The following is a 17,366-nucleotide window of genomic DNA, read 5'->3' as shown; positions in this document are numbered from 1 at the left end:
ATCCCCATCTTTGGTGATGTGCCGCCGCAGAACGTGATGGCGGCGGTGAATACGCTGGAGGGCATGAGCAAAGCCGTGCTGACCGCCGTGGCGTGGCCCTACGCCAACGGCCCCCGGCACATCGGCCACGTGTCCGGCTTCGGTGTGCCCTCCGACGTGTTCGCCCGGTACCGGCGGATGGCGGGGGACCGGGTGCTGATGGTGTCCGGCACCGACGAGCACGGCACCCCGATCCAGGTCCAGGCCGACGCCGAGGGGCTGACCCCGCGCCAGCTCGCCGACAAGTACAACGGCGTGATCACCGACGACCTGCAGGGTCTCGGGCTGAGTTACGACCTGTTCACCCGGACCACGACGTCGAACCACTACCGCGTCGTGCAGGACATGTTCACCGCGCTGTACAAGAACGGCTACGTCGTGCCGAAGACGCAGCTGGGCGCGATCAGCCCGTCCACCGGCCGCACCCTGCCCGACCGCTACATCGAGGGCACCTGCCCGATCTGCGGCTACGACGGCGCCCGCGGCGACCAGTGCGACAACTGCGGCAACCAGCTCGACCCGGCCGACCTCAGGAACCCGCGCTCGCGGATCAACGGGGAGACGCCGAAGTTCGTCGAGACCGAGCACTTCTTCCTCGACCTGCCCGCCTTCTCCGAGGCGCTCGGGAGCTGGCTGTCGACCCGCACCGACTGGCGCCCCAACGTGCTCAGGTTCTCCGCGAACCTGGTGGAGAACCTCAAGCCGCGCGCCATCACCCGCGACCTGGAGTGGGGCGTGCCCGTCCCGCTCGACGTGTGGTCGGACAACCCGCTCAAGAAGATCTACGTCTGGTTCGACGCCGTCATCGGCTACCTGTCCGCCTCGGTGGAGTGGGCCCGTCGCGGCCCGGACCCGGACGCGTGGAAGCAGTGGTGGACCGACCCGGCCGCCGAGGCCTTCTACTTCATGGGCAAGGACAACATCACCTTCCACTCGGTGATGTGGCCGGCGATCCTGCTCGGGCAGAACGGCGCGGGCGACCGCGGCGGGGAGCCCGGCCCGTACGGGACGCTCGACCTGCCCAGCGAGGTCGTGTCCTCGGAGTACCTGACGATGAGCGGGTCGAAGTTCTCGACCAGCCGCGGCACCGTCATCTACGTCGGGGACTTCCTACGCGAGTTCGGACCGGACGCGCTGCGCTACCACATCGCCGTCGCCGGGCCGGAGAGCCAGGACGTCGACTTCACCTGGGACGAGTTCGTCCGCCGGGTCAACTTCGAGCTGGCCAACGAGTGGGGCAACCTGGTCAACCGGTCCGTCTCGATGGCCCACAAGAACGTGGGCGCGATCCCCACGCCGACGGCGCCGCAGCAGGCCGACGCCGAGCTGCTCGCGTACTCGCGGGCCGGGTTCGACACCGTCGGCGGGCTGCTCGCGCGGAACCGGTTCAAGCAGGCCGCGGGTGAGGCGATGCGCGTGGTCACCGCCGCGAACCGGTACCTGTCCGACCAGGAGCCGTGGAAGCGCAAGGACGACCCGGAGCGCCGGGACACGATCCTGCACACCGCGCTGCAGGTCGTGCAGGACGCCAACACCCTGCTGACCCCGTTCCTGCCGCACGCGGCGCAGAAGGTGCACGAGGCGCTCGGCGGCACCGGGGTGTGGGCCGCGCAGCCGGAGAAGACGACCGTCGACGACCTCGGCGACGGCCCCGCCTACCCGGTCCTCACCGGCGACTACGCCGCCGAGCAGGCCCACTGGGGGTCGACGCCGATCGAGGTGGGGCGCCCGCTGGCCAAGCCGTCGCCGATCATCGCCAAGCTCGCGCCCGAGCTGGGGGAGACCGGGCCGGAGTGGGCCCCGGTCCGGAAGTGAGCGGACACGGCCGCCGGCCGCGCCCCGAGCCGCCGGAGCCGCTCGCCGCGCCGACGATCGACAGCCACACCCACCTCGACGCGTGCGGCTGCGAGACCGACGCCGACGTCGTCGCCGCGATGGACCGGGCGGCGGCGGTCGGCGTCGTCGGTGCGGTCACCATCGCCGACGACCTCGACGGCGCCCGGTTCGCCGTCCGCGCCGCGCACGCCGACGACCGGGTGTGGGCGGCCGTCGCGCTGCACCCCACCCGGACGGCACGGGTGCCGGCCGCCGACCTCGCCGAGATCGAGCGGCTGGCCGCCGACGACCGCGTCGTGTCGATCGGCGAGACCGGCCTGGACTACCACTGGGACCACAGCCCGCCCGCCGCGCAGCAGGACGCGTTCCGCTGGCACATCGGGCTGGCCAAGCGCACCGGCAAGCCGCTGATGATCCACGACCGGGAGGCCCACGACGACGTCCTGCGCATCCTCCGCGAGGAGGGCGCCCCGGACACCGTGGTCTTCCACTGCTTCTCCGGCGACGCCGCGATGGCCCGGGAGTGCGCCGACGCCGGGTACGTCCTGTCCTTCGCCGGTCCGGTCACCTTCAGGAAGAACGACGAGCTGCGCGCCGCCGCGGCGCTGGTGCCCGCCGAGCAGTACCTCGTGGAGACCGACGCGCCGTTCCTCACCCCGCACCCGCACCGCGGCCGGGCCAACGAGCCCTACGTGCTGCCGTGGACCGTGCGGGGGATCGCCGCGACCCGCGGGGAGTCCGAGGCCCGGGTCGCCGAGACGGCCCGCCGCAACGCCGAACGGATCTTCCGGCTGCGCACAACCGATTGACGCCGTCCGCCGTGACGAGTGACGGGGTTGTCGTCACTCACCGTCGATCACCGTCCGCTCGTCGCCACGCGCGCGTCGGACACGCTGCGCCGGGTCACGGTCCGCTAACGTCCCTCGTCGTACCCGCCGGGACGGGGTCGCTCCCCCGACCCGCGGGACGACGACCGGTCCGCTCCCCAGCGACGGTTCCGCTCCCCGGCACCGCGCCGGTCGTCGTTCCCGCAGGTCATGGCCCTTCCCGGACAGCCGAGCCCCCGGGAAGTCATGTCTTCGCGTCACGCCGCACCGCTCGCCGACGACGAGCTCACGCGACCGCTCCCCGTCGTCGCGCCCGCCGGTCTCGCCGGCGACGAGGCCGGGTACGTCACCTACGAGGGCCGTCACCGCACCGCCGGTGCCCGCTCCCGGGCCGGGGTCCGGACCGCCGCCGCGGCCGCGCTGTTCTCCGTCCCGACCGGTGGCCTCGCCGCCGCGGTGCTCACCGCCCCGGCCGAGCAGCCCACGCAGGAGCTCCAGGCCGGGCTCGCCGCGAACGCCACCGACCTCGGCACGGCGTCGATGAACCTCGACCGGCCCTCCTCGCCCGCGTCCTTCGCCCCGGTCGCCGCCCCGACCACCGGCTCGGACATCGTGAACGCCCAGATCGTCGAGTCGCAGAAGCTCCCGGTGCCGGAGCGGGAGGTGCAGGACCCGTCGCTCGACGAGGGCACCCGCACCGTCGTCGACCCGGGCCGCGAGGGCGCCCGCAGCATCATCTGGCGGGTCACCTACGACCAGGGCCGCGAGGTCGCCCGCGAGCGCGTCGGCGCCGGTCAGGACACCCCGGCCGCCCCGCGCGTGGTGAAGGTCGGCACCAAGAAGAAGGTCGAGGAGATCGTCGCGAAGGCGAAGTCCTCGGCGCCCGCCGTCTCCAACGGCGCGACCTGGGACAAGCTGGCCAAGTGCGAGTCCGGCGGCGACTGGAGCATCAACACCGGCAACGGCTACCAGGGCGGGCTGCAGTTCAACAAGCAGACCTGGCAGGCCTACGGCGGCGGGCAGTACGCCCCGACCGCGGACCAGGCCTCCCGCGAGGAGCAGATCGCGGTCGCCGAGAAGGTCAAGGACGACCGCGGCGGCTACAGCGCCTGGCCGTCCTGCTCCTCCAAGCTCGGCCTGAGCTGATCCCGCACACACCCCGCCCGGGGTGCCCGGCGAGAATGGTCCCGTGAGCGACCACGGGACCGCCCGCCTGCTGGGCCCGGCTGACGTCCGGGTGCTGGCCGACCGGCTCGGTCTGCGCCCCACCAAGAAGCTCGGCCAGAACTTCGTCCACGACGCCAACACCGTCCGCCGGATCGTGAAGTCCGCCGGTGTCGACGGCGACGACGTCGTCCTCGAGGTCGGCCCCGGTCTCGGCTCGCTCACCCTGGCGCTGCTGCCGGTCGCGGCCCGGGTGCACGTCGTCGAGATCGATGCGGTGCTGGCCGGGCTGCTCCCCGACACCGTCGCCGAGCGCGCCCCCGAGCTGGCCGGCCGCCTCACCGTGACCGGGGCCGACGCCATGCGGATCGGCGCGGACCGGCTCGCGGCCGACGCCGGGCCCGGCGCGGCGCCGCCCACCGCGATCGTCGCGAACCTGCCCTACAACGTCGCGGTGCCGGTGATCCTGCACCTGCTCTCCGAGCTGCCGTCGCTGCGGACCGGGCTGGTCATGGTGCAGGCCGAGGTCGCCGACCGGCTCGCCGCCGGACCCGGCTCGCGCGAGTACGGCGCCCCCAGCGCCAAGCTCGCCTGGTACGCCGCCGCCCGCCGCGCCGGGCCGGTGCCGCGCGCGGTGTTCTGGCCGGTCCCCGGCGTCGACTCCGGGCTGCTGGCGTTCACCCGGCACGACCCGCCCGCCGACGCCGACCGGGCGGCGACCTTCGCGGTCGTCGACGCGGCCTTCGCCCAGCGCCGCAAGGTGCTTCGGGGAGCCCTGTCGGGCTGGGCCGGCTCGGCCGCGGCGGCCGAACAGGCCCTGCGCGCCGCGGGTGTCGACCCCACCGCCCGCGCCGAGACCCTGGCGGTGTCCGACTTCGCCCGGATCGCCCGGAACCGTCCGGCGGGGTGCCCTCCCGCCTGAGCGGGCCGTGCCGGGGACCGCGCATGATGGCGTGGTGACACGGTCGAGGGAACAGGTGGTCAGCGCCGACGGGACGAACCCGTGGCCCGCGCTGTGGGCGCTGGTGATCGGGTTCTTCATGATCCTTGTCGACGCCACGATCGTCACCGTCGCGACGCCCGCGCTGCTGACCTCGCTGGACGCCGACGTCAACTCCGTGGTCTGGGTGACCAGCGCGTACCTGCTCGCCTACGTCGTCCCGTTGCTGGTCACCGGGCGGCTGGGGGACCGGTTCGGGCCCAAGCGCGTCTACCTGTGCGGGCTCGCGGTGTTCACCCTGGCCTCGCTGTGGTGCGGGCTCACGACGACCGTCGGCTCCCTGATCGTCGCGCGGGTCGCCCAGGGCCTCGGTGCCGCGATGATGACGCCGCAGACCATGGCCGTCATCACCCGGACCTTCCCGGCGGCCCAGCGCGGGCGCGCGATGAGCCTGTGGGGCGCCGTCGCCGGCGTCGCGACGCTCACCGGGCCGATCGTCGGCGGGCTCCTCGTCGGAGGCCTCGGCTGGGAGTGGATCTTCTTCGTGAACGTCCCGGTCGGGGTGATCGCCTTCGTCGCCGCCTGGCGGCTGGTGCCCTCGCTCGAGACCTCGCGCCGCCGGTTCGACGTCGTCGGTGTGGTGCTGTCCGCCGCGGGAATGTTCCTGCTGGTCTTCGGCATCCAGGAGGGCCAGAAGTTCGGCTGGAGCGCCGGGATCTGGGCCTTGATCGGCAGCGGAGTCGTCGTGCTGGTCGCGTTCGTGTGGTGGCAGCGGGTCACCACCACCGAGCCGCTGGTCACGCTGCGCCTGTTCCGGGACCGCAACTTCTCGCTGGCCAACATCGCGATCTGCACCGTCGGCTTCGCGATCACCGCGCAGGGCTTCCCGCTGATGATCTACGCGCAGAGCGTGCGCGGCTTCACCCCGACCCAGGCCGCGCTGCTGCTCGCGCCACTGGCGATCTTCTCCGGCGCGCTCGCGCCGTACACCGGGCGGCTGACCGACCGCGTCCACCCGCGGCTGATCGGCGGCTTCGGGATGTCGACGTTCGTCATCGCGCTGGCCTGGCTGGCGTGGGTGATGGGCCCGGACACCCCGGTCTGGCAGCTGTTGCTGCCGCTCACCCTGCTCGGCGTCTCCAACTCCTGCGTCTGGGCGCCGATCTCCACCAGCGCCACCCGCAACCTGCCGATGGACCAGGCCGGATCCGGGTCGGGCGTCTACAACACGACCCGTCAGGTCGGCGCGGTGCTCGGCAGCGCGGGCATCGCGGTGCTCATGGAGTCCCGGATCGCCGCGCTCGTCCCGGGCGCGTCGGCGACCGGCGGCGCCCCGGAGGTCGCCGCGACCGGCGGCCCGCTGCCCGAGGCGCTGCGCGACCCCTTCGCGACGGCGATGGCCCAGTCGATGCTGCTGCCCGCGGCCGTACTGGTGATCGGGTTCGTGGCCGTCGCCTGCTTCGCGACGCCGCGCCACCTGGCCGAGCGCCGCGCGGCCGCGGAGCGCACCGGCTCCGCGGAGTCACTCACCCGGTAGCTCCTCCTCCGGGAGCGGGCGTCGGCGGTGGGCCGGGTGATCGGTCAGGCGGCGGTCCTCGGCGCTCCGCCGTGCCGCCCAGACCGTCTGGCCGTGAGGTCTGCACCCGTGAGGTCTGCACCGTGTGGGATCCGCGCCGGGCGATCCGCCTCGGGCGGTCCGCGCCGGGCGGTCGCGGGTGCCTGTTGTGCGAATTCGCTTACCCGGTAAGCGAATTCGCCGGAGAGACGGTGTCGGTGGGGACGATCCCGGTGCCGACGGTGTCAGGTCGGGCGGTGTGGGGCGGGGCTGCCGGTGGCCGTCCCACAGGCAGCGACGTCCTGTCCATCGGCCCGCTTGGGTGCCGGTTCTCCGAATTCGCTTACCGGGTAAGCGAATTCGTCGGGGGACGGGTGCCCGCGACCGGGCTGATCGCCCTGCCGCGTCACCCGGTGCCGCGCCGCCGGGGTCGGATCGGCCGGGGTCGGATCGGCCGAGGTCGGGCCGCCCGGGGTCGGGCCGGTCGGATCGTGCAGCCCGGCCGGATCGGGCAGTGCGGCCGGATCGGGCAGTGCGGCCGGATCGGGCAGTGCGGCCGGATCGGGCAGTGCGGCCGGATCGGGCAGTGCGGCCGGATCGGGCAGTGCGGCCGGACCGGGCAGCCCGGCCGGACCGGGCAGCCCGGCCACCCCGGGTGCCGGGCGGCGGCGGCCCGTCCCGCGCTGCCCGTAGGGTTGAACGGTGCTGTCCGCCGTGCCGCGACCGGTCACCGTCCGGGTTCCCGCGAAGATCAACCTGCACCTCGCCGTCGGCGGGGTGCGGCCGGACGGCTTCCACGACCTCGTCACGGTGTTCCACGCCGTCAGCCTGTTCGACGAGATCTCGGTCGAGCCGGCGCAGGAGCCCGCGCTGGAGGTGCACGGCGACGGCGTCGCCGAGGTGCCGCTGGACGCCACCAACCTGGCCTGGCGGGCGGTCGAGCTGCTCGCGGAGAGGGCCGGGCGCGCCCCGGACGTGCGGGTGACCCTGCGCAAGGGCATCCCGGTCGCGGGCGGCATGGCGGGCGGCTCCGCGGACGCGGCGGGCACGCTCGTCGCGCTGTCGTCGCTGTGGCGGCTGGAGCTGGGCCGCGACGAGCTGTCCGAACTGGCCGCCGAGCTCGGGTCGGACGTCACGTTCGGTCTGCACGGCGGCACAGCGCTCGGCACCGGCCGTGGTGAGAAGATCATCCCCGTGCTCGCCCGGCACCGGCTGCACTGGGTGATCGCACTGGCCCGTGGTGGACTGTCCACACCGGCGGTGTTCTCCGAGCTGGACCGGCTGCGCGGCGACGGCCCGATCACCGAGCGACCGGTCGAGCCCGTACTGGAGGCGCTGTCCTCTGGTGACCCGCGCCGGCTCGCGCTCAACCTGGGCAACGACCTGCAGGTCGCCGCCGTCTCGATGGCCCCGGACCTGCGCCGCACCCTGCGTGCCGGGGTCAACTCCGGCGCGCTCGCCGGGCTGGTGTCCGGGTCCGGGCCGACCTGCGCGTTCCTGTGCGCCGACGCCGACTCCGCCGTCGAGGTCGCGACCGAGCTCGCCGGCATGGGGGTGTGCCGGACGGTGCGGGTCGCCCACGGCCCGGCCGGCGGCGCCCGCATCGTCGACACCTCCGAGACCGGCGGCGACCACCCCCCCGACCGCGGCGGTCCCTCGAGCTCCGGCTCGTGGCCCCCGGTCCGTGCCTGACCTTCCCGACGGTGGAGACGTAGTTGCCCGAGAACCTGCTCAACCTGGAGAACGTCACCGCGCACGTGCCCGGTGACGCCTCCCGCGTCCTGCTCGACGGCGTCTCGCTCGGCGTCGAGCGCGGCGACCGGATCGGCGTCGTCGGCCTCAACGGCGGCGGGAAGTCGACCCTGCTCGACGTGATCACCGGCGACCGCCCCGTCGAGGGCGGCCGGGTCAGCCGCCTCGGTGGCCTGCGGATGGCGCACCTGGTACAGCACGACCGCTTCCCGGCCGGGTCGACGGTGCGCGACATCGTCCTCGCCGGGTACGGCGCCGACCACGAGTGGGCCGCGGACGCCCGGGTCCGCGACGTCCTCGACGGGCTCGCCATCTCCGACATCGAGCGGCCCACCGACGGCCTGTCCGGCGGCGAGAAGCGCCGGGTCGCGCTCGCCGCGGCGCTGATCGGGGAGCTCGACCTCGTCGTCCTCGACGAGCCCACCAACCACCTCGACGTCGAGGGCATCGGCTGGCTCGCGACGCACCTGACGGCGCGGCGGATCGCACTCGTCGTCGTCACCCACGACCGCTGGTTCCTCGACACCGTCTGCACCCGGACCTGGGAGGTCGCGAACGGGCGCGTCGAGTCCTACACCGGCGGCTACGCCGACTGGGTCTACGCCCGCGCCGAGCGCGGCAGGCAGGCCGACGCCGCCGAGCAGCGCCGCCGCAACCTGGCCCGCAAGGAGCTGGCCTGGCTGCGCCGCGGCCCGCCCGCCCGGACCTCGAAGCCCCGCTACCGGATCGAGGCCGCCGAGGCCCTGATCGCCGACGTGCCCGCACCGCGCGACACCGTCGAGCTGATGGCGTTCGCGACCAACCGGCTCGGGCGCACCGTGCTGGAGCTGGAGGACGCGACCGTCGCCGTCGCCGGGCGCACCCTGCTCGACGACGTGACCTGGCGGCTCGGCCCGGGCGACCGGGTCGGCATCGTCGGGATCAACGGCTCCGGCAAGACGACGCTGCTGCGCGCCCTGTCCGGGGAACGCGCGCTCGACTCGGGCAGGCGCGTCCAGGGCAGCACGGTGAAGATGGCGCAGCTGTCCCAGGAGCTCGTCGACCTCCCCGCGGAGATGCGCGTGCTGGAGGCCACCGAGGCCGTCGCCAAGTACGTGCGGTTCGGCAAGCAGGAGATGACCGCGTCGCAGGTGCTGGAGCGGCTCGGGTTCCCCGCGGCCCGCCAGTGGACCCCGGTCGGACGCCTGTCCGGTGGCGAGCGCCGGCGGCTGCAGCTGACCCGGCTGCTGATGGACGAGCCGAACGTCCTGCTGCTCGACGAGCCCACCAACGACCTGGACGTCGACACCCTCGCCGGGCTCGAGGACCTCCTCGACGGCTGGCCGGGCACCCTGGTGGTCGTCAGCCACGACCGGTACCTCACCGAGCGGGTCTGCGACCAGGTCGTCGCGCTGTTCGGCGACGGGCACCTCACCCACCTGCCCGGCGGGATCGGCGAGTACCTGACCCGCCGTGCCGCCACCGGCCACGGCCCCGCCGGGGCCGCCCCGACCGCGCCGGTACCGGCCGGGGCGCCCGTCGCCCAGGCGGCCGGGCCGAAGGCGAGCGCCGCGGAGCAGCGAGCCGCCCGCAAGGACGCCCAGCGCCTGGAACGGCGGATGGGGCAGCTCACCGCGCAGGAGGAGAAGCTGCACGCGAAGCTCGCCGAGGCCGCCACCGAGCCCGGCCGGCTGATGGAGCTGGACCGGGAGCTGAAGGCCGTCGTCGCCGAGCGCGAGGGCGTCGAGCTGGAGTGGCTCGAGGCCGCCGAGCGCGCCGAGGGATGAGGGTCTCTCCTACCCGGGTAGGAGAGAGCCGGATAAGAGATCAGTAGTTCGACCGATCCGCGGCCCCCGGGTGTGCGGCTACCGTCGTACTCGCGTCACGGCGGGCTGGGGAGCCTCGCCGGGGCGCGGGGGGAGACGGGCCGGTTCCGTCGCCACGGTCGGGGGGTGGCGACGGGATCGGGCTCGTGGCGGTGAGTCCGCCGCCCGCGGCCGTCACCGTGGTGCCAGCGTGGTGCCAGCGTGGTGCCAGCGTGGTACCAGCGCCGTACCAGGGCCGTGTCAGCGCGCGGGCGCACGCTCATCGGCATGAACACTCCCGCTATCGAGGTCGACGGCCTGGTCCGGACCTTCGGTGACGTCCGCGCCGTCGACGGGATCTCCTTCTCCGCCGGGCGCGGACAGGTCCTCGGGCTGCTCGGCCCCAACGGCTCCGGCAAGACCACCACCGTCCGCATGCTGGCCACGCTGCTCCCGCCGTCGGCGGGCCGGGCCGCGGTGCTCGGCCGCGACGTCGTCGGCGACGCCGCCGGGGTCCGTTCACTGATCGGCCTCACCGGCCAGTACGCCGCCGTCGACGAGGCCCTGACCGGCCGCGACAACCTGTACCTGATCGGCAGGCTGCTCGACCTGCCGCGTCCGGCCGCCCGGGCCCGGGCCGTCGAGCTGATCGAGCGTTTCGGGCTCACCGACGCCGCCGGGCGCCGCGCCGGCACCTACTCCGGCGGCATGCGCCGCCGGCTCGACCTGGCCGCGAGCCTCGTCGGGCGCCCCGAGGTGCTGTTCCTCGACGAGCCCACCACCGGGCTGGACCCGCTGCACCGCAACGAGGTGTGGGAGGCCGTGCGGCGGCTCGCCGACGACGGCGTCACCGTCCTGCTCACCACCCAGTACCTGGAGGAGGCCGACCAGCTCGCGCACGACCTCGTCGTCCTGGACCGTGGGCGGGTCATCGCCTCGGGCACGGCCGCGCAGCTGAAGTCCCGGGCCGGCGGGCGACGCCTGCACGTGCGCCCCGAGCTGCCGCGCGAGGCGCCGCTGGTCGCCGCCGTCGTCGCGCAGGAGGCCGGCGCCGAGCCGACGGTCGAGCCGTCCGGGGAGGTCACCGCGGCCGTCGCCGACCACGGCGCACTGCGCCGCACCGAGGACCGGCTGGTGGCCGAGGGCGTCGCCGTCGCCGAGATCGGACTGCGGCTCCCCAGCCTCGACGACGTCTTCCTCTCCCTCACCGGCCACGCGGCCGAGACCACCTCCGGAGGCCCCCGATGACCGCCACCCTCGAGACCCCGCCCGCCGCCCCGCGCTCCGGCCGGGCGGCCGGCTCCGCGCCGCTGCTGCCGTCGACGGTGCGGCACGGGCTGTCGCTGGCCCGCCGCGGGATCGTGAAGACGATCCACTCGCCGGAGGCGCTGATCGACGTCACGCTGCAGCCGGTCATCTTCCTGCTGCTGTTCGTCTACGTCTTCGGCGGCGCGATCGCCGGCAACAGCACGGAGTACCTGCACTACGCCCTGCCCGGTGTCCTGCTCCAGACGGTGGTGTTCGCCTCCGCGGGCACCGGCGTGGGTCTGGCCGAGGACCTCAAGACCGGGATCTTCGACCGCTTCCGCAGCCTGCCGATCTCCCGCGCGGCCCCGCTGGTCGGCGCGATCGGGGCGGACCTCGTCCGCTACGTGACCTCCGGCGTGATCATGCTGGTGTTCGGGTTCGCGCTCGGCTACCGGACCCCGGCGGGTCCGTTCGGGATCCTCGCCGCGTTCGGGCTGGTCGTCGCGTTCGCGTTCGGCCTGTGCTGGGTGTTCACCGCGCTCGCGATGGTCGTGAAGCAGCCCCGCTCGGTGCAGGGACTGTCCGCGCTGATCATGCTGCCGCTGACGTTCGCCAGCTCGGTGTTCGTCCCGACGCAGACGATGCCCGGCTGGCTGCAGGGCTTCGTCGCGGTCAACCCGGTCTCGCGGACCGCGGACGCCGTGCGTGCCCTGCTCGACGGTGCGCCGGCGGGTGGTGCGGCGACGGTGTCGCTGCTGACCTCCGCGGGCCTGGTCGTGGTCTTCGCGCCGCTGGCCGTCGCGCTCTACCGCCGCCGCACCTGAGCGCTCACGGCACCGGGGGCGCGTCCCGGGGGAGGGCCCGGCCTCGGTCGACCGCAGCGTCGGCCGCGGCCGGGCCCAGCCGTGTGCGGACCCCCTCCAGCGTCGCGACGACCTCGGGCAGACCCAGGTGCAGCGCGCCCCGGCGGCCCAGGGCGACGCCGAGCAGCTCACCGGCCCGCTCCGCGTCCCCCGCGTCCAGCGCCCACCGCGCGGAGGTCTCGGCGACCAGGCCGAGGATCGGCCCGTCCTCGCTGGCGACGGCGGACCGCCCGGCCTGCTCCAGCCGTTCGCGGGCGTCGTCGGGACGGCCGAGGGCGAGCAGCGCGGCCGCGATGAGCGCGTGCGTCGACGCCTCCCGCTGCAGCCGGCCGGGGCCGGGCGGCGCCGGCACGTCGGACTCCTGGAGCAGGTCCAGGGCCTCCTGCGGCTTCCCGAGCCGCAGCTCGACGTCGGCCCGGCCCCACCGCAGGCCGAAGTCCGCACGGGGGTCGTCGACGATGTCGTGGTCGAAGGCCAGGCGGAGGTGCTCGCGGGCCTCGGTCTCGTCGCCGTCGCGGGCGGCGAGCCGGGCGAGCTGCAGGTGGAACTGGGGGACGTCGTCGGCGTTGCCCAGCTCGGCGGACAGCGCGACCGCCTCGGTCCAGGCCCGGCGGGCGGCGTCGGTGTCCCCGGCGTAGTCCTCCAGCTCACCGAGCGCGAACGTCGTCATCCCGAGCCCGAAGCGGTCCCCGGTCCGGGCGAACAGCTCGTGCGCGGCCCGCAGCCGGACCCGCTGCACGTCGAGGTCGCCGGTGTTCTCGGCGTACGCGGCGATGATCTGCGACGCCGTCGCCCGCAGCCACGGCTCGCCGTCGCCGTCGGCGATGGCCACGAGCGCGGAGCGGTCCCCGTCACCGAACAGCAGGCCCGTGGGCCGGGCGAGCTCGACCACCGGGTGCCGCGGCTCGGGCAGCTCCGGCCACAGCGCGACGACGGCGTCGAGCTCCGCGCGCGCCGCACCCGGCTCGTCGCCGAACCCGATGTGGACCGTCGCCCGGATCGTGCGGGCGAACGCGACCGCGGCGGCCGGCGCGTCGGCCGGGACCGTCGCGACCCGGTCGGACCAGCGCTTCAGCGACCCGAGGTCGCCGCGGACCATCCAGCTCCAGCCCAGCGCCGCGAACAGCCGGTGCGCCCGGGGACCGTCACCGGCGTCGACGGCGCGGTCCAGCGCGCGGACGGCCTCGCCCTCCACCCGCCGGACGACGGCGAGCTGGTCGAGCTGGTCCCCGGTGCGCAGCCGCGGTTCCCCGGGCTCCAGCACGGCGAGCAGGTGGTCGGCGTGCGCCGCGGTCACGGCGTCGTGGTCCGGCGCGTCGGCCAGCCGTGCGGCCGCGTACTCGCGGATCGTCTCCAGCATCCGGTAGCGGGTCGCACCGTCCTCGGCGCCGTCGACCCGGACGACCAGTGACTTCTCCACCAGCGCCGGGAGCAGGTCGAACGCGTCGTCGCCGCAGACGGCCTCGACGGTGCGGGCGTCGACCGGTCCGGCGAACACCCCGAACCGGGTCGCGAGCGCACGCTCGGCGGGGGACAGCAGGTCCCAGCTCCAGTCGACGACGGCCCGCAGCGTCTGGTGGCGGGGCAGCGCGGTCCGGGCCCCGGTCACCAGCAGCCGGAATCGGTCGGCGAGCCGGTCGGCGATCTCGGCCGGGGCCATGCTCCGCACCCGGGCCGCCGCGAGCTCGATCGGCAGCGGCTGACCGTCGAGACGACGGCAGATCTCGGCGACGGCCCGGGCGTGGGCGGCCGGGTCGAGGTCCGGCCGGACGGCGACGGCGCGTTCGGCGAACAGCCGCGTCGCCTGCGCCGGGTCCAGCGACCCCAGCGGGTGCAGGACCTCGCCCGGCACACCGAGGGGCTCCCGGCTGGTCGCCAGCACCCGCAGCCCGGGCAGCCGGGCGAGCAGGTCGTGGACGAGGTCCGCGGCGTCGTCGACCAGGTGCTCGCAGTTGTCCAGCAGCAGCACCAGCTCGCGGCCGGTCAGCGCCGACACCAGCCGCGCCCGGGCGTCCGGCCCGCCGCGGTCCGCGACCGACAGCTCCGGCCCGCCGACGGCGTGCAGCGCGGCCGGGACCACCTGGTCGCCGCCGGTCAGCGCGGCCAGCTCGACGACGGCGACGGCCGCGCCGAGGTCGCGCACGGCCTCCTGCGACAGCCGGGTCTTCCCGGCCCCGCCCGGCCCGACGACGGTGACCAGCCGCGTCGAGCCGAGCAGCGCGCGTACCCGGTCCAGGTCCTTCTCGCGGCCCACGAACGAGGTGAGCGCCACCGGCCGGGTCCGCTCCGGCGGTGGTCCCGGTCGTCGTGCGGGGGTCGCGGCGGTGGGCGGGTCGTCGCGCAGCAGCTCGGTGCGGGTCCGCAGCAGCTCCGGGCCCGGGTCGACGCCGAGGTCCTCGGCCAGCGCCGTCCGGGTCCGGTCGAGCACGGCCAGCGCGTCGGCCCGCCGTCCGGCCCCGTGCAGCCCGCGGGCCAGCGCGACGGCCGTGGTCTCCCGCAGCGGCTGCTCGGCGAGGATCGCGGTCAGCGCGTCCAGACCTGCCGTGGGCGCGCCGGCCGCGAGCCCGCGGGCGGCCAGCTCCTCGGCGGCGCCCGCGCGGGCGTCGGTGAGCCGGGTGGCGGCCGGTGCGGCGAACGCGAGTCCGTTCAGCCCGCCCAGCGGCGGGCCGTGCCACAGGTCCAGTGCCTCGGTGAGCAGGGCGCGGGCGCGGTCGTCGTCCGGCTCGATCGCGGCGGCCCGGCGCAGTACGGCGAACCGCAGCGCGTCGACCTCGTCCGGGTCGACGGCCAGCAGGTAGCCGCCGGCGGCCGACCGCACCCGGTCGGCGCCGATCGCGCGGCGCAGCCGGGTGGCGAGGGACTGGAGCGCGTTCGCCGTCGACGGCGGGTCGTCACCCCACAGCGCGTCGACCAGCGTCGCGGTGTCGACCGGGTGCCCGGCGTCGAGCGCGAGCCGGGCGAGCAGACCCCGCACCCGGGCGCCGGCGGGCAGCAGCTCGCGCCCGCCGGCGTCGGTGAGGGAGACGGGGCCGAGCAGCCGGATCGACATCACCGGCCATTCTGCCCCGCAACGGCGACCGGTTTCCGGCCGACCGAGTCAGCTCGACCGCTGGACCACCTGCGCGAGCTCGTCGAGCGTGGTGAGGGTCTCGGACTCCGGCAGGGTCGGCAGCAGGAACGTGACCCGCTCGACGCCGACCTCGGCGTAGCCGGCGACGACATCGGGGTCCGGCTTCCCGCCGAACACCGTGGTCGGCACGTCCGGCTTGCCCCGCTCGGCGAGGTCGTCGCGGACGCGGCGGATCTCGTCGTAGGAGGTGTGCGAGCGCGGGAGCCAGCCGTCGCCGACCTCGGCGAGCCGGTTCAGCGCGGCCTCGCTCTCCCCGCCCAGGTAGATCGGCGGGGTGCGGACCGGCTTGGGCCAGCAGAAGGACCGCTCGACGTCGAGGTGCTCGCCGTGGAACTCGGCCTCGTCCTCGGTCCACAGTGCCCGCAGCGCGTGCAGCTGCTCGGTCATGAGCGGCCCGCGGGTCCTCGGGTCGACGCCGTGGTTGCGCATCTCCTCGCGGTTCCACCCCGCGCCGACGCCGAACAGCAGCCGCCCGCCGGACACCAGGTCGAGGCTCGCGGTCTGCTTGGCGGTGTGGATGACGTCGCGCTGCGGCAGGAGCACGATCCCGGTGCCCAGCAGCAGGTCGGTGGTCGTCCCCGCCATCGCGGTGAGCGCGACGAACGGGTCGAGGGTGCGGTGGTAGATCCGCGGGAGGTCGCCCCCGCCGGGGTAGGGCGACTCCCGGCTGGTGGGGATGTGCGAGTGCTCGGCGAGGAACACCGAGTCGAAACCGCGTTCCTCCAGCGCCCGGCCCAGCGGCCCGGGACGGATGCCCTCGTCGGTCACGAACGTTGCGATGCCGAACCTCATGACCGGCGGATACCCGTCGGGCCGGACCGTCACGCCCGCCCGGCGAGCCGGTCGAGCAGCAGCGCCTCCGCGAGCACCCCGCGCCCGAACATGCCGAGGTGCAGGCTCTCGTCGATGCCGTGCCAGCGGCTGGCCGGGTCCCCGACCCCGGTGACCAGCACCGCCGCCCCCGGGAAGGTTCGCGCGAACTCCGCGATGAACGGGATCGAGCCGCCGATGCCGGTCTCGACGGCGTCGTTGCCGTAGGCGGCGGAGAACGCGGCGCGGGCGTGGTCGTAGACCGCGCCGGCCGACGACAGGCTGAAGGGCTCGGCGACGCCGTGGCCGGGTGTCACCGACAGGTGCGCGCCCCACGGGACGTTGCCCTCCAGGTGCTCCGCGAGAGCGCGCTGGGCCTCGCGGGCGTCCTGGCCGGGCGCCAGCCGCATGCTGACCATCGCGCGGGCGCGGGGGAGCAGCACGTTCGAGGCCTCGGCGACCTTCGGCGCGTCGATCCCCAGCACGGCGACGGCGGGCGCGTGGTTGGTCCGGTCCGGGATCGAGCCGGTGCCGAGCAGCTCGACGCCGTCGAGCAGGCCCGCGTCGGAGCGGTAGGTGGCCTCGTCCGGGTCGGGCGCGTCGGAGCTGCCGCGCACCAGGCCGGGGACGGCGACCTCGCCCTTGTCGTCGTGCAGGGTGGCCAGGGTGCGGCACAGCGCGGTCAGGGCGTCGCCGATCGGGCCGCCGTAGACCCCGGAGTGCACCGGGCGCTCCAGCATCGACACCTCGACCACGACGTCGACCAGGCCGCGCAGGCTGGTGGTCAGCGCCGGGACGTCGACGGCCGGGTTGGCGGCGTCGGCGATCACGATGACGTCGGCGGAGAGCTTCTCGCGGTGCTCGGCCAGGAGCGCGGTCAGCGTGGGGGAACCGGACTCCTCCTCGCCCTCGATGAACAGCACGACCCCGACCGGGGGGCGTCCGTCGTAGGCGCGGAGCACGGCGAGGTGGGTCATCACGCCGGCCTTGTCGTCGGCGGCGCCGCGACCGTAGAGGCGTCCGTCGCGTTCGGTCGGCTCGAACGGCGGGCTGGTCCACTCGTCGTCGCCGCCGGTGGGCTGGACGTCGTGGTGGGCGTAGAGCATGACCGTCGGTGTGCCCGCGGGCGCCGGCCAGTGCGCGACGACGGCCGGGGCCCCGCCGTCGGCGGACATGATCTCGACCGAGGCGGCGCCCGCGTCGCGGGCCAGCGTCGCGACGGCGTCCGCGGAGCGGCGGGTGTCCTCGGAGTGCGCCGGGTCGGCCCAGATGCTCGGGATGCGGACCAGCGCCTCGAGGTCCGTGCGCGCGCCCGGGAGGACGGCGTCGACGGCGGCGGAGAGCGCTGCGGGAGCGGGGTCGGTGTGCGGCTCGGCCATGCGTTCGGATGCTACGCGCGCCCCGCGCGGCCGCACCGG

General features: G+C 75.1%; 13 protein-coding genes. 9 read left to right on the top strand and 4 right to left on the bottom strand.

The genetic code is table 11. The features are described 5' to 3' along the window. The first annotated feature begins 63 nt into the window (after positions 1-63). From metG to WHI96_RS23155, 5 genes are all read left to right on the top strand, one after another. Positions 64-1,854, top strand: coding sequence for a methionine--tRNA ligase (gene metG / locus WHI96_RS23175; protein WP_345650062.1), 1,791 nt, complete (start codon positions 64-66; stop codon positions 1,852-1,854). Beyond that, the gene (locus WHI96_RS23170) at positions 1,851-2,684 is read left to right on the top strand and encodes a TatD family hydrolase (protein WP_345650065.1); all 834 of its coding nucleotides are present in this window, start codon (positions 1,851-1,853) and stop codon (positions 2,682-2,684) included. The genes metG and WHI96_RS23170 overlap by 4 nt, the downstream gene beginning before the upstream one ends. Positions 2,685-2,948: 264 nt before the next feature. Further along, positions 2,949-3,848: a resuscitation-promoting factor gene (locus tag WHI96_RS23165; protein WP_345650067.1), complete on the top strand. Its 900-nt coding sequence runs from the start codon at positions 2,949-2,951 to the stop codon at positions 3,846-3,848. Between the two features lie 43 nt (positions 3,849-3,891). Next, positions 3,892-4,788: a 16S rRNA (adenine(1518)-N(6)/adenine(1519)-N(6))-dimethyltransferase RsmA gene (gene rsmA / locus WHI96_RS23160; protein WP_345650070.1), complete on the top strand. Its 897-nt coding sequence runs from the start codon at positions 3,892-3,894 to the stop codon at positions 4,786-4,788. Between the two features lie 34 nt (positions 4,789-4,822). Next, complete coding sequence (locus WHI96_RS23155) at positions 4,823-6,343, top strand: DHA2 family efflux MFS transporter permease subunit (RefSeq protein WP_345650073.1); 1,521 nt, start codon at positions 4,823-4,825, stop codon at positions 6,341-6,343. Positions 6,344-6,606: 263 nt separating this feature from the next. Here the strand turns inward: WHI96_RS23155 and WHI96_RS23150 are convergent, their stop codons facing one another. Further along, on the bottom strand, positions 6,607-7,011 hold the full coding sequence (locus tag WHI96_RS23150) for a hypothetical protein (protein WP_345650076.1): 405 nt from the start codon (positions 7,009-7,011) through the stop codon (positions 6,607-6,609). Between the two features lie 52 nt (positions 7,012-7,063). Here WHI96_RS23150 and WHI96_RS23145 point away from each other — a divergent pair, with 52 nt between their 5' ends. The 4 genes from WHI96_RS23145 to WHI96_RS23130 all read left to right on the top strand — a co-directional run bounded on the left by WHI96_RS23145 (position 7,064) and on the right by WHI96_RS23130 (position 11,969). Continuing rightward, on the top strand, positions 7,064-8,053 hold the full coding sequence (locus WHI96_RS23145; RefSeq protein ID WP_345650079.1) for a 4-(cytidine 5'-diphospho)-2-C-methyl-D-erythritol kinase: 990 nt from the start codon (positions 7,064-7,066) through the stop codon (positions 8,051-8,053). A 23-nt stretch (positions 8,054-8,076) separates the two neighbouring features. Continuing rightward, positions 8,077-9,879, top strand: a complete 1,803-nt coding sequence (locus WHI96_RS23140; protein WP_345650082.1) for an ABC-F family ATP-binding cassette domain-containing protein — start codon at positions 8,077-8,079, stop codon at positions 9,877-9,879. A 306-nt stretch (positions 9,880-10,185) separates the two neighbouring features. Further along, positions 10,186-11,145, top strand: coding sequence for an ATP-binding cassette domain-containing protein (locus tag WHI96_RS23135; RefSeq protein WP_345650084.1), 960 nt, complete (start codon positions 10,186-10,188; stop codon positions 11,143-11,145). Next, a complete protein-coding gene (locus WHI96_RS23130) occupies positions 11,142-11,969 on the top strand; it encodes an ABC transporter permease (RefSeq protein ID WP_345650087.1) in 828 nt (275 codons plus the stop codon). The genes WHI96_RS23135 and WHI96_RS23130 overlap by 4 nt, the downstream gene beginning before the upstream one ends. 4 nt (positions 11,970-11,973) lie before the next feature. Here WHI96_RS23130 and WHI96_RS23125 read toward each other — a convergent pair whose 3' ends face one another. The 3 genes from WHI96_RS23125 to WHI96_RS23115 are packed head-to-tail and all read right to left on the bottom strand — an operon-like array spanning position 11,974 to position 17,327. Then, positions 11,974-15,057, bottom strand: coding sequence for an AfsR/SARP family transcriptional regulator (locus WHI96_RS23125; protein WP_345650090.1), 3,084 nt, complete (start codon positions 15,055-15,057; stop codon positions 11,974-11,976). A gap of 48 nt (positions 15,058-15,105) precedes the next feature. After that, the gene (locus WHI96_RS23120) at positions 15,106-15,930 is read right to left on the bottom strand and encodes an LLM class F420-dependent oxidoreductase (RefSeq protein ID WP_345650093.1); all 825 of its coding nucleotides are present in this window, start codon (positions 15,928-15,930) and stop codon (positions 15,106-15,108) included. 29 nt (positions 15,931-15,959) lie between these two features. Continuing rightward, a complete protein-coding gene (locus tag WHI96_RS23115; RefSeq protein WP_345650096.1) occupies positions 15,960-17,327 on the bottom strand; it encodes a dipeptidase in 1,368 nt (455 codons plus the stop codon). Positions 17,328-17,366 lie beyond the last annotated feature (39 nt).

Source organism: Pseudonocardia tropica (assembly GCF_040105315.1).
Lineage (GTDB): Bacteria > Actinomycetota > Actinomycetes > Mycobacteriales > Pseudonocardiaceae > Pseudonocardia > Pseudonocardia alni.
This window is presented reverse-complemented; position numbering and strand designations above follow the sequence as displayed.